The sequence below is a fragment of the Bradyrhizobium campsiandrae genome (assembly GCF_014529705.1).
GTDB classification, from domain to species: Bacteria; Pseudomonadota; Alphaproteobacteria; order Rhizobiales; family Xanthobacteraceae; genus Bradyrhizobium; species Bradyrhizobium campsiandrae.
In genome coordinates this window covers 82,977-95,756 of record NZ_JAANIH010000012.1, presented here as the reverse complement: position 1 = coordinate 95,756, position 12,780 = coordinate 82,977, and the positions used below count along the sequence as shown (strand labels likewise).

The window sequence follows — 12,780 nt, the reverse complement described above, 5'->3', positions numbered from 1 at the left end:
CAAATTGAGCGTTCCTTGCATGCAAACTATTTGGAATCATTCGAAGATCAATAAAGCTGTCTCATGCTGCGATTGCGAATTCAGATCGATTGAAAAGCGCAATGGATCGATAGAAGCTGGCAATGAAACTTGGATCGGCTGCCGGTTTTTGCGTGTTGCTGCAGGCCCGGCGTGGTAGCTTGCGTGCCACGAGATATTTCGAGGGGACGACCGGTTGATCGACAAGCTTGAACTGCTGCTGGCGCTGGCCAAGGAGCGGCATTTTGGACGGGCGGCGGAGGCCTGCGGCGTGACCCAGCCGACCATGTCGACCGGGCTGAAGCAGCTCGAGGAGATCCTCGGCGTGATGCTGGTGCAGCGCGGATCCCGCTTCCAGGGATTTACCCCCGAGGGCGAGCGGGCGCTGGACTGGGCAAGGCGGATCGTCGGCGATGCCCGCGCGATGCGCGAGGAGATCAACGGACTGAAGCATCAGCTCTCCGGCGAGATCAGGATCGCGGCGATCCCGACCGTGCTCGGCATGGTCGCCTCGCTGACGACGCCGTTCCGCGCGCGGCATCCGGAGGTGCGCTTCAGCATCCGCTCGACGACCTCGTCGGAGGTGCTGGGCCTGCTCGAAAATCTCGAGGTCGATGCCGGGCTGACCTATATCGAGAACGAGCCGATCGGCAAGGTGCGCACCATTCCGCTCTACAACGAGAGCTATCGCCTGCTCACCGCGCCCGACGGGATGTTCGGGGATCGCGAGACGGTGACCTGGAAGGAGGTCGGAGAGGTGCCGCTGTGCCTGCTGACGCCTGACATGCAGAACCGACGCATCATCGACCGCGCGCTGCGATCGGTCGGTGCGGAGGCGACGCCGACACTCACGTCGAACTCGCTGCTGGTCCTGTTCACCCACGTCAAGACCGGGCGGTGGGCGAGCGTGATGCCGGCCAAGCTCGCCGAGACGCTCGGCCTCTCCGACACGGTTCGCTCGATCCCGATCGTCGACCCCGAGGTCACCTACAGCATTGGCCTCGTGATCCCGCAGCGCGATCCGATGACCCCCCTGATCGCAGCGCTGGTCAATGTCGCGCGCGAAGTGGCGCCGACGCTGCAATCGTAGGGATCACGCCGCGGCCGATATCCCCGCGTCGCGCGGTAGCGTCACGCGGACGACGGTGCCGACTTCCAGCCTGGAGCGCAGCTTCATCGAGCCGCCATGGAGCTGTGCCAGCGAGCGGGCGATCGCGAGCCCGAGGCCGGAGCCGTGATAGGTCTTGGTGAGCTGGCTCTCGACCTGTTCGAAGGGGCGCCCCAGCCGCGCCAGCGAGTGCGGCGCGATGCCGATGCCGGTGTCGGCAATCATCAGCACGATCCTGTCCTCGAGCTGCCGGCTGCGCACCACGATGCGCCCGCCGTCGGGGGTGAACTTCACCGCGTTCGACAGCAGGTTGACGATGATCTGCTTGGTGGCGCGGCGATCGGCGACGACCGAGATCGACTTCTCGATGTCGGCATCCAGCGTCAGGTGCTTGTCCTGGGCCCGGCCGGAGACGACGCGCAGCGATTCCGCCAGCGCCCGTGACAGGTCGAGCTCTTCCATGTCGAGCTTCATGCGGCCGGCCTCGATCTTGGACATGTCGAGGATGTCGTTGATGACTTCGAGCAGATAATGGCCGCTGGTCAGGATGTCGTGGCAGTATTCCTGGTACTTTTCGGAGCCGAGCTCGCCGAACATGCCCGAGCCCATGATCTCGGAGAAGCCGATGATGGCGTTGAGCGGCGTGCGCAGCTCGTGACTCATATTGGCGAGGAACTTCGACTTGGTCTGGTTGGCTTCCTCGGCCCGGGTCTTCTCGCGCTGGTATTTCTCGGCGAGATCGGCGAGCTCGATGGTCTGACGCTCCAGCGCCGCCTGCGAGCGCTTGAGGTCGATCACGGTGGCGCGCAGGCGCAGATCATTGTCGACCAGCTTCTGCTCGTGCTCCTTGATCCTTGTGATGTCGGTGCCGACCGAGACGTAGCCGCCGTCCTTGGTGCGCCGCTCGCTGATGTGCAGCCAGCTGCCGTCGTCGAGCTGCGCTTCGAAGGTCCGTGCGCCGGGGCCCTGGCTGACGGTCTCGTTGTGGCGGGTGCGCACCTCCGGCATGCGGCCGACTTCCAGCACGGTCTCATAGGAGGTGCCGGGGATCACGGCCGTGTCGGGCAGCTTGTGCAGGCGCTGGAAGTGCGAATTGCAGAGCACCAGGCGGTCGCTCGCGTCCCACAGCACGAAGGCTTCCGGAATGGTCTCGATCGCGTCGCGCAGGCGAAGGTCGGCCTCCACGGAGCGCTCGGCAAGGCTCTTCTGCTCGGTGATGTCGACGGCGATGCCGATCAGGTGCATGCCGGAATCGCTGGCCCCGCGGGTGCGCTCGCAGCGGACGCGCAGCCAGATCCAGTGGCCGTCGACATGTTGCATGCGGAAGGTCTGGTCGATGTGGTCGATCTTCTCGGAGATGAGCTGGTCGGCGATCGCGAACAGGTCGATGTCGTCGGACTTCACCAGCGCGTTGACCTCGCCGAAGGTGAGCAGCTCGTTGCGGCCGTCGAGGCCGAGCATCGAGAACATCGATTGCGACCAGAAGATCCGGCCGCGCGACAGGTCCCAATCCCACAGGCCGCAGCGGCCGCGGTTGAGCGCGGTGTCGATCCGGCCGCGCACGGCGTCGTTGATCAGGTCGCCTTCGCGGGCGCGGGTCGACTGCCAGTGGAAGGCGAAGCCGAGGATCAGGACGACGAAGCCCGTTGTCGCCGACAGGGTCACCGAGAGCGCCGCGTCCGATCCCCAGATCGGCTCGTTGCGCTCCTGGATCACGGTAACGATGCCGGGCAGCGACTTGATCGGCCGCGAGGTCGCCATCGCGGCGTTGCCGTTCGGCAGGGTCATCTCGGAGATGTTGGTGTCGCGCGGCGGCGCGGCGAGCAATTGCGCCGTGGTGATCGCATCGAGCAGGTGGCCGTTGCCGGCCGGGTCGGTATCAATGGGAATGCGGGCAAGGATGCGGCGGTCGACGCCGGCCGAAGTGACGATGACGTGGCGGCCCGAGGCGTTCCCTTCGGACGGAATGAGGTCCGGCAGGAGCGTCGGCAGGTTCTCGATGTTCTTCAGCCGCTCCTGCCGCGCCAAGGTGAGGCGGTCGATGCGCTCGGCAAGCACCTCGGCAAGCATGGAGATTTCGCGCCGCATCACCAAGCGCTTCTGGCGCGTCTGATCGACGACCTGGACGAATGCGCCGAGGCAGATCGTGACGAGGAAGGCGATGATCAGCGTCGGCACGGCGCGTCGCAGCGCCGGCTCCGCGATCAGGAGCCGATGATAGGCAGGTTTCGCGATCGATTGCGCCAATCCCTTGATCGAGTCGGATTGGACGCACGCGTTCGCGGCGTCTGCACGCGCCATGCCTTCGGCCCCCTGAAAACCTGTCTTGCAACACTGTTCGAAAGCAGCCCCACAACGCTTTCGAATCACAGCGATTTGAATCCAGTTTGCGCAGGCTGTCGAGAGTCAACGAAACGTTAACGCGAAAAAATCTTATCCAATGGAGAGTTTACGCCGCGGCGAGCCCGCAAACTCACGTGCGTGATGAGTCCGAAACGAGAACGCGGCAGCGCTCGCGCATTCCCGCTTCACGCCCGCGGCGGTTCGGCGTGGCTGATGACGCGCTTGATGCTGGGGAACGCGCGGCGGAGCCGGCGCTCGATCGCGTCGACGTGCTCGTGCACCTTGATGACGCTCATCGACGGCGTCGCGCGGCAGTGGAAGTTGACGATCTCGCCGGCATCGGTGTTGCGGACACGCACATTGTGGATGTCGTGGATCTCGCCGCCGGCGGCATATTCGGTGAGCGCGGCGGCGATCGCCTGCACCCTGTCAGGCGCCGCATCGACGCCGAACGGCAGTTCCGGCTCCAGCGGCTCGATATGAACGTCGACCTCGACGTCCTCGCCGAACTCCTCCTGGATGCTCCGCTCCAATTTGTTGGCGATGTCGTGGGCGGCCTCGAGCTGCATGTTCGCATCGACCTCGAGGTCGATGCTGACGATCAGCTTGGTGACGAGATCGTGCACCGTGACGTGGTGGATGGCGAGCCCCGAATTATGCGCGATCACCATGATGCGGTCGCGCACGGTCTCGTTGTCGCGCGCGACCGGCACCGCGGCGAAGGTGAGGTCGGCATCGTCGAAGGCCTTCCCGACCGCGGCCTGTGCGCTGCGCTTGATCTCCTCGACGCGGTCGATCGGGTAGGTCCTGGGCACCTTGACGATGCTGTCGATGAAGGTGGTCGCCCCGACCATGCGCACGCGCAGGCGCTCGACGTCGATCACGCCGGGGACGCTGCGGATTGCCGCAGTAGCCTTTTCCAGAGCCCCTTCCGGCGCGCGGTCGACCAGCGTCTGCACCGTCGACCCCGCCATGCGCAGGCCGAGAGCCGCGATCATCACCGCGACCGCGGCTGCGGCCGCGGCGTCGCCCCACCAGAAGCCGAAAGCCGCCAGGATCAGGCCGATGATGACGGCAAACGAGCCCATCACGTCGGAGGCAAAATGCAGCGCGTCGGCCGCGAGCGCCTGGCTCCGCGTCTCGCGCGCGGCCCGGTGCAGCGCGCGGGCGCGCCAGAGATTGACCACGATGTCGAGCACCAGGACCACGAACGGCACCGCCGAGATCGTCGGCGGCGGGGTTCCCTCGCGCAGCCGGCTATAGGATTCGACCAGGATGCCGCCGGCCAGGACGTAAAGGAGCGCGGTGACGCCGAGCGCCGAGATGCTCTCCAGCTTGCCGTGGCCGTAATGATGCTCGTCGTCGGCCGGCTTGTCCGAGACCCGCACCACCGCCCAGGTGATGATGGTTGCGACCAGGTCGATCGAGGAGTGCAGGGCTTCGGAGATCAGCGCCAGCGATCCGATCGCGATCCCGACCGCGAACTTGGCTGCCGCCATGCCGCCGCTGGCGAGGATCGAGACCGCCGCGACCGATGTCTTGTCGTGTTGTCCGCTCATGGCGGGGGATTTAGCAGGGCATTCGTGAACATCAAGCGACGATCCACAGAACTAGTCGCGAGTGAGTTGCAGGAGCGAGTTGCGAATGCTTCTGAACTGAAGGCGCACTTATACCACGAATCCGCTCTCGTAGGTTGGGCAAAGGCGCAAAGCGCCGTGCCCACGTTCTTCCGCGATAGATGCAGATCGTGGGCACGCTTCGCTTTGCCCACTCTACAAGACCGTTGTCGGAGCGACGGCTACGGCAGCGTCACCACAATCTTCCCCAGATGCTTGTTCGCCTCCATGTGCTCGAACGCCTGGTCGATCTGGTCGAACGCATAGACCTTGTCGATCGGCAGCTGGAGTTTTCGCGCTTCCACTGCGCCCCAGATGTCCTTCCGGACCTCCTCGAAGATCGCGCGGACCTCCGCGATGGTGCGGGTGCGGAAGGTGACGCCGACATAGGAGATGCGGCGGGCGGCATGCAGGTCGAAGTTGAAATCGGCATGGGTGCCGCCGAGCCGGCCGACATTGACGATGCGGCCCAGGATCTTCGTTGCGGCGAGGTTCTGGTTGGCGACCTTGCCGGAGACCTGGTCGACGATGAGGTCGACGCCTTCGCCGCCGGTCGCCTCCAACACCGCGTCGACCCATTTGGGATCGGAGGAATCCACCGCGAGGTCGGCGCCGTACTCCTTCAGCCGTCCGCGGCGATAGGCGTCGGTGGATGAGCCGATCACGAGCCTTGCGCCCTTGAGCTTGGCGATTTGCATCGCCATCAGGCCGACGCCGGAGCTCGCGCCCTGGATCAGCACGGCCTGGCCCGGCTGCACGCCGCCGATCGTGACGACGGCATTGTGCATGGTCGCCAGCGCGACGGGAAGGGTGGCGGCCTCCTCGAAATTCATGTTCGAGGGCGCACGGAACAGCCGGCCGTGATCGGCGAGCGTATACTCGGCGAACGCGGCGCCGCCCGATCCCATGATGCGATCGCCGATTTTCACGCCCTTCGCATCCGGTCCGAGCTCGGCCACTTCGCCGGCCCATTCCATGCCGAGCACGGTGCCGACGCCGCCGGCCGCGCCATGGGCGTGGCCCTTGCGCATGCCGGTGTCGGCGCGATTGAGGCCGCAGGCGCGGACGCGCACCAGCACCTGCGTGCCCTCAGGTTTTGGTTGAGCGACGTCGGAAATCCGAGCGCCGTCAGGGCCGTAGACGTAAGCCTTCATGAATTGCTCCCGCTTCTTGCAGTGACTATTCGGCTGCTTCGCGCTGCGGCTGAACGATCATGCCTTCGAGCCTGGAACGAATGATCGCCTCCGCCTCGCGCACGATGCGCGAGATCAGCTCGCCGCAGCTCGGGATGTCCTGGATCAGGCCCTGCACCTGGCCGGCCGACCAGATGCCTTCGTCCGAGTTGCCGGTCGCGTAGACCATCTTGCCGCGGGCACCGGCCACGAGCTCGCGGATGTCCTCGAACTTGGCGCCTTCCTTCTCCATCGCGACGACTTTGGTCGAGATCTCGTTCTTGGCGACGCGCGAGGTGTTGCGCATGGTGCGGAAGATCAGCTCGGTCTCGCGCTCGTCATTGGCGACGATCTTCTCCTTGATGAGCTGGTGGATCGGGCTCTCCTTGGTCGCCATGAAGCGGGTGCCCATGTTGATGCCCTCGGCACCGAGCGCCAGCGCCGCGACGAGGCCGCGGCCGTCGGCAAAGCCGCCGGAGGCGATCATCGGAATCTTGACCTTGTTGGCGGCGGCCGGGATCAGGATCAGGCCGGGCGTGTCGTCCTCGCCGGGATGGCCGGCGCATTCGAAGCCGTCGATCGAGATGGCGTCGACACCCATCCGCTCGGCCGACAGGGCGTGGCGGACGCTGGTGCATTTGTGCACGACCTTGACGCCGTGCTTTTTGAACTCCTCGACATGCTCCTGCGGCTTGTTGCCGGCGGTCTCGACCACCTTGATGCCGGCTTCGATGATGGCGGCGCGGTATTCGGCGTAAGGCGGCGGCTTGATCGCGGGCAGGATGGTGAGGTTGACGCCGAACGGCTTATCAGTGAGGTCGCGGCAGCGCGCGATCTCGCGGGTGAGATCCTCCGGCGCCGGCTGGGTCAGCGCCGTGATGAAGCCGAGTGCGCCGGCATTGGCAACGGCCGCGACCAGCTCCGCCCGTCCGACCCATTGCATGCCGCCCTGGACGATCGGGTGCTCGACGCCGACGAGTTTTGTAAACCGTGTCTGCAGCATGATGTTTCCCCCTCGCCTTGCGTGGCAGGCTCTGTTGCCGGTTGATAGGATGCCGCTGGGGTCGCGAAATGTCTATTGCGTGGGCGTGCGGTGAGTCATGCGGGTGGCGGGCGTGTTTCCGCGAGGCGGATAATTTAGACCCGTCATCCTGAGGTGCGAGACATGGGACGCAGCGCGTCCCATGGAGAGCCTCGAAGGATGAACGGCCGAGATGCAGCGGGGCCGTCGCCCTTCGAGGCTCGCTCGCCATGCTGCGCACCGCGGCTCACACCTCAGGGTGACGGTCGTCGAGTTGTGACCCCGCGGCTTCAACGACGGCTTAGCAGCTACTCTGCCGACAGCCTGACCATCTGCCGGCCGCCGTTCATCTCTTTCAGGCTGTTGACGAAGTTTTCCGGGCGCTGCCAGCGATAGGGGACCTTCAGGCCCATATATTCGGCGATGTCGCCGATGAACCCGGTGCAGTTGGTGGTCTCGGCGTTCCAGACCGGCGAGCTCGCCTGCAATTTCTTGATGTAGGCGAACACGCGCTTGGCGTCGGCCTCGTTGAGGTAAACGCGATAGCTCGCGGTCAGATATTCCGGATCGAGATCGCCATAGCTCGCGCCGGTCTCGGATGGCACCCAGGTCAGGTGCCCCAGCACATACGCCCAAGTGTCGCCAGCAGGCGTCAAGCCTGCAACCTCGACGGCGCGCTCGCTGGTCTTGCCGTACCAGACGAACGCATGGCCCCAGCTCGCCGCCGTCCGCGCGCGGAAGTCGACGTAATAGGGACCTTTCTCCGTCCGCGCGACCGGGCGCCGCGTTGCCTGCGGTGTGGCGCGCGATGCGGTCTCGGTCGAGGCAAGCGCACTGGCGTCTGCCATGCGCTTGCTCGCTTCAACCGCAGAAGCCGAGGTCATTATGCATGCGAGCATGGTCGCAAGCGCGAGCCCCGCAAGGATGCAGGATCCCGATCGGTCAGCTTTGTTCGTCACGCTGTGCCCCTCGACTACAGGCGCTTGTTTCCGCGAGCGCTCAGTAGCGCGCGGCGACCGGGCCGGGCGCCTTGCCGATCGGGGCCTTGCCAACCGGGCTCTTGCCGATGGGCATCTTGCCGATCGGAGCCTGTTCGGCCGGATAGACCGGCACGGGCTGGCGGCGCGGCAGGTCAGCCGCGTTCGCAGCCGTCACCAGAGCAAGCGTCGCACCCAGAACAAATACAATCTTCTTCACAGTCATACCCCTAGAAGGTTTGGTCCAAACACGGCTGAGCCGTGCCCCCAGACACGCCCCCACAAGGGCGGCCGAATGCGACCAAGTTGCGGCGCATCAGCGACATGTTGGCGGCATCAGTTGGGCGCGCGCAGATGTGATGTTTCGGAATGTTTCCGGGCGCGGTGCGCTCTTCAGCGGTCGGCGCTGAGCCGAAAATGCATCTCGATCCCTGCGGGCGATCCATTGCTCGCGAGGCGCCAGGGCGAGAAGCCGGGCGTGGGATCAGGATCGGCGGGAAGGTCGATCGACCAGCGCTGCGTGGGGACGACGGGCAGCGTCAGGCTGACGGCGCGGTGGCGCGTCTTGTACATCAGCGCAACTGTGGAAATGATCGCCTTGCGGTCACCGTCATGCGCGCGCCAGTTAGGAGGCAGCATGGCGTTGGCATATCCCGTGGCTTCCTCGACTTCGATGCGCACGTCCTCCTCCTTGTCCGGCAAGCTCATGCCGGTGGGAAGCCGAAACTCGATCTGGAGCGTCATGAAGCCGTGGCTGAGGTTGGGCGAGCGGATGAACTCGTACCATCCCCAATAGGTCAGCCCTGCCACGATGAGCAGTACGGTGGTGGCGAAGGGGAAGGACAGCCGGGTGACGCCGCGAGGCGTGGCATCCGGGATCACGCCAGCAGGTGCCGGCGTGGCGTTGCGGACCAAGCCGAAGCGCATGAGCAGCCAGAGGCCGGCGATCAGGCCGACCACGCCGCCGACCGGGCCGATATTGAAGAAGGCGCCCATGGCGATACCGCCATCGCGGTCCGGCCCCGCCAGCAGGACCACCAGCGCGGCCAGGCCGGCCCAGCCGGCGAGCGCGCCGAGCAGACCGGAGAAGAAGCCGAGGATGAAACGCATGAGGAGTTGGTCGCGGGCAGATCAATTGCGGTTCGAAACTGACGGTCGATCGACCTTCATCCGATCCGGTTCAGGCTGTTGCGGATGGTCGAGAAGATGCCGCCGATGTCCTTGCGCAAGGCATCGAGCGCGTTGAAATTCTCGAAGATGCGGGCGAGGCGGTCTTCGACCTCGCGCTTGCTTTTGCTCAGCGCATCGACGCGCGAGGTGAGGGTGACATCGCCGCTCGCCTCGATCTCGCCGACGGTCCTGGCGAGCAGATCTCTGATAGAGCTGACATCGGCGATCATGGCCTCGATGCCGAACACCGGCGCCTTCAGCGGCACGAGGTCGGCCTGCGATTTCGACAGTTCGGTCTTGAAGGCATTCAGCGTCGCCAGCGTCTCCTGCAAGCCGGCCAGCCGCTGACGCGATTGCAGGACGAAATCGTGCAGCGCGTTCTGGCGCTCGGCGAGCGACTTGCCGTCAGGGTCGGTCTCGATCTCGGTGAGCGAGCGTTCGAGCTGGGCCCTGCGCTGGCCGAGCTCCTCGAAATCGAGCCGGATGCTTTTCAGGATGTTGGCGTTGTCGTCGATCCGTGCGAGGCGCTGCTCGATCTCGTTTCTGTTCTGCGACAGCGTCTCGACGCGCGCGCTGAGCGGCGCCTCGCCGCCGGTCTCGATCTCGTCGACGTTCTTGGCAAGACCATCATGGCTCAGGCTCAGTTCGGCGATCAGCGCATTGATGCCGCCGTCCGCTGAGCGCAGCGGCACCAGCTCGGCATGAGCTTTCGCCAGATCGTCCTTGTGTTGGTTGAGCGTCGCAAACGTCGCCTGCACCGCGCCCACCCGGCCGAGCAGCGCGGCGACGTCGCGGCTGATGTCCTTCAACCGATCCGCCAGATTGTTCTTGCGGTCGTCGGTCTCGAGGTCGAGCAGCGCGCGTTCGAGCTGGTTCTGGCGGTCGCGGATCTCGGTGAAGACGGGCTCGACCGCGCGGCGTTGATCGGCGACCTTGCCGACCATCTCGCGCAGCGCCTGTTGGCGCCGGCGGATCTCGGCGAGCTGGTCGTGCATGTCGGTGGACTGGTTGCGGCCCTGCTGAAGCAGCGCGCGCTGCTCGGTCTCTGCGAGCTTGTCGTGCAGCGCGGAGACGGCCTCCCTTGGATCGCTCTCGATCAGGTGCTGGACGGTCGTATCGAGGTGATTTTGCAGGGCATGGGCGACGACGACGTCTTCCCGGGTCTTCTTGAGACGGTCGCGCAGCGTTTCAAGGCGACGGTCCTGCCGCGAGAGCCGCCAGGCGGAAGCGCCGATCAGGGCCAGCCCCACCACCAGGATCGTGCCGGCAGCGATCCGCTGCGGCATGGGCAGGCTGGCGAACAGGGTGGGCAAATGGCTGATGTCGTAGCCAAACGCCTGCGGGGCGACAAACGCGATGGCGGCGAGCAGGACAAGCCAGGCAACCAGGAAAAACAGCCACATCGTGACGCTCTCACGCCGGCACACATTTTCGCCATGATTGCTATTGGAGAGTGGAACCGAGATCAAGGGTCGGGTGGCGGTGCGGGAGGTGTCGGAAGGCACGATCCACAGCCGGGGTGGGTCGGCCGGAGGCGGAGCCTACAGCCTGAACTCGTTGGTCAGCTCGCCGATACCGTCGATTGCCACCGTCACACTATTCACCGGCTCCTTCATCACACCGACGCCGACCGAGGTGCCGACGGCGATCAGGTCGCCGGGAAGCAGGGTCATGTCGTGGGAGATCTTGCTCACCAGGGCTTGCGCGGAAAAGATCATGTCGGAGATCGGATAGTTCTGTCGTTCCGCGCCGTTGAGGATGGTGCGGACGGTGAGTTTTGCGGGATCGAGGCCGGTCGCGATCACAGGGCCGAACGGGCCGTAATCGTCGATGCCCTTGGCCCGCGCCCATTGCGGGAAGGTCGGGTCGCTGGTCAGGATGTCGTTGGCGGTGATGTCGTTGACGCAGGTGTAGCCGAAGATGAAGCCGTCGGCCTCATCAGGCGAGACGCGCGCGCATCTCTTGCCGATGACGATGCCGAGCTCGCCCTCATAGGTGGTCTTGCCGTCGTAGTAGGAGGGACGGCGGATCACCGCGCCCGGTGTCGTGATGGTGGTGGTGGCCTTGAGCAGATAGAGCGGCTCTGGTGGCTCGGGCTGGTTGAGCTTGGCCGCGAGCGCGTGAAAATTGTTCCAGAGCGCGACGATCTTGCTGGGCGCGCAAGGCGCCAGCAGCTCGACCTCCGACAGCGTCAGCATCGTGCCGGTCGCCGCATTGCGGCCGAACATCTCGCCCTCGTGCACGCGGATGCCATCAGCGGTGAGCGTGCCGAAGCCGGTGGTGCCGGCATGGCGGAAGCGCAGCCATATTGTCGTTTCGGTGCTCATCACGCCACCGCCAGGGCGCGAGGATCTGTGGGCGCGGAGACACCGTCATAGAGGCCGGCGACGCGGGCACGCTGGGTCACCATCGCCAGCACCGAGTCGAGCGCGGGCGTCGGGATCTTGGTCAGGCGCCCCATCTCCTGCACCACCGTGACCAGCGGGTCGATCTCCATCGGGCGGCCGCGCTCGAGGTCCTGCAGCATCGAGGTCTTGTGCGCGCCGACCTTGCGGGCGCCCTCGATGCGGCGCTCGACGTCGACGCGGAACTTGACCCCGAAGGTTTCGGCGATGGCCTGCGTCTCCACCATGATCGCGCGCGACAGCGCCCGCGTGGACGGATCGGTGCAGATCACGTCGAGTGTTGCATGGGTCAGCGCGCTGATCGGGTTGAAGCAGACATTGCCCCACAGCTTGAGCCAGATCTCGTCGCGGATGCGGTCGAGCACCGGCGCCTTCAGGCCGGCGGCGACGAAGAGATCGGCGAGGCGCTGCACATCGGCGGTGATCTCGCCGGAAGGCTCGCCGAGGGGGAAATTGTTGCCGTAGACGTGGCGGATCACGCCGGGCGCCTCGATCTCGGTGGCGGGATAGACGATGCAGCCGATGGCGCGCTCAGGCCCGAGCTCGCGCCATTGCCGCCCGCCGGGATCGATGCTCTCCAGCGTCGCGTTCTCATATTGGCCGCCGTGCTTGTGGAAGTACCAATAGGGGATGCCGTTGACGGCGGTGACGATGCGGGTGTGGGAGCCGAGCAGCGGCTGCATCTTCTCGATCACGCCGGTGATCGAATGCGCCTTCAGCGTGACGATGACGTAGTCCTGCTCGCCGAGCTCGGCCGCATTGTCGGTGCAGCGCGGATAGACGGTATGCGTCTCCTCGCCGGCGAGCAGCGTCAGGCCGCGTTCGCGCATCGCGGCGAGATGGGCGCCGCGTGCGACCAGGCTGACATCGGCGCCAGCACGCGCCAGCTGCACGCCGAGATATCCGCCGATCGCGCCGGCGCCGTAGATGCAGATCTTCATGAAATCCTC

11 protein-coding genes are annotated in these 12,780 nt (G+C 65.5%); 1 reads left to right on the top strand and 10 read right to left on the bottom strand.

What is annotated here, in order from left to right; genetic code table 11:
* The first annotated feature begins 214 nt into the window (after nucleotides 1-214).
* Nucleotides 215-1,108 carry a LysR family transcriptional regulator gene (locus G8O24_RS11395; RefSeq protein WP_188099199.1) on the top strand — a complete coding sequence of 298 codons (894 nt, stop codon included), beginning with the start codon at nucleotides 215-217 and terminating at the stop codon, nucleotides 1,106-1,108.
* Between the two features lie 3 nt (nucleotides 1,109-1,111).
* Here the strand turns inward: G8O24_RS11395 and G8O24_RS11390 are convergent, their stop codons facing one another.
* The 10 genes from G8O24_RS11390 to G8O24_RS11345 all read right to left on the bottom strand — a co-directional run bounded on the left by G8O24_RS11390 (nucleotide 1,112) and on the right by G8O24_RS11345 (nucleotide 12,771).
* Entirely contained in the window at nucleotides 1,112-3,427 is a 2,316-nt protein-coding gene (locus tag G8O24_RS11390) for a PAS domain-containing sensor histidine kinase (RefSeq protein WP_188099197.1), read from the bottom strand.
* Between the two features lie 227 nt (nucleotides 3,428-3,654).
* The gene (locus G8O24_RS11385) at nucleotides 3,655-5,028 is read right to left on the bottom strand and encodes a cation-efflux pump (protein ID WP_188099195.1); all 1,374 of its coding nucleotides are present in this window, start codon (nucleotides 5,026-5,028) and stop codon (nucleotides 3,655-3,657) included.
* A gap of 239 nt (nucleotides 5,029-5,267) precedes the next feature.
* Entirely contained in the window at nucleotides 5,268-6,239 is a 972-nt protein-coding gene (locus G8O24_RS11380) for a zinc-binding dehydrogenase (protein ID WP_188099193.1), read from the bottom strand.
* Between the two features lie 25 nt (nucleotides 6,240-6,264).
* Nucleotides 6,265-7,260: an NAD(P)H-dependent flavin oxidoreductase gene (locus tag G8O24_RS11375; protein WP_188099191.1), complete on the bottom strand. Its 996-nt coding sequence runs from the start codon at nucleotides 7,258-7,260 to the stop codon at nucleotides 6,265-6,267.
* 326 nt (nucleotides 7,261-7,586) lie between these two features.
* Nucleotides 7,587-8,237: a hypothetical protein gene (locus tag G8O24_RS11370; RefSeq protein ID WP_188099189.1), complete on the bottom strand. Its 651-nt coding sequence runs from the start codon at nucleotides 8,235-8,237 to the stop codon at nucleotides 7,587-7,589.
* A gap of 40 nt (nucleotides 8,238-8,277) precedes the next feature.
* A complete protein-coding gene (locus G8O24_RS11365; RefSeq protein ID WP_018647766.1) occupies nucleotides 8,278-8,481 on the bottom strand; it encodes a hypothetical protein in 204 nt (67 codons plus the stop codon).
* 167 nt (nucleotides 8,482-8,648) lie between these two features.
* Nucleotides 8,649-9,365 carry a hypothetical protein gene (locus tag G8O24_RS11360; protein ID WP_188099187.1) on the bottom strand — a complete coding sequence of 239 codons (717 nt, stop codon included), beginning with the start codon at nucleotides 9,363-9,365 and terminating at the stop codon, nucleotides 8,649-8,651.
* 56 nt (nucleotides 9,366-9,421) lie between these two features.
* Nucleotides 9,422-10,828, bottom strand: coding sequence for a coiled-coil domain-containing protein (locus tag G8O24_RS11355; protein ID WP_188099185.1), 1,407 nt, complete (start codon nucleotides 10,826-10,828; stop codon nucleotides 9,422-9,424).
* A 138-nt stretch (nucleotides 10,829-10,966) separates the two neighbouring features.
* Complete coding sequence (locus tag G8O24_RS11350; RefSeq protein WP_188099184.1) at nucleotides 10,967-11,752, bottom strand: fumarylacetoacetate hydrolase family protein; 786 nt, start codon at nucleotides 11,750-11,752, stop codon at nucleotides 10,967-10,969.
* Nucleotides 11,752-12,771 (bottom strand): 2-dehydropantoate 2-reductase, encoded by a 1,020-nt coding sequence (locus G8O24_RS11345; RefSeq protein WP_188099182.1) that lies wholly within the window; start codon nucleotides 12,769-12,771, stop codon nucleotides 11,752-11,754. The genes G8O24_RS11350 and G8O24_RS11345 overlap by 1 nt, the downstream gene beginning before the upstream one ends.
* Between the last annotated feature and the right edge of the window lie 9 nt (nucleotides 12,772-12,780).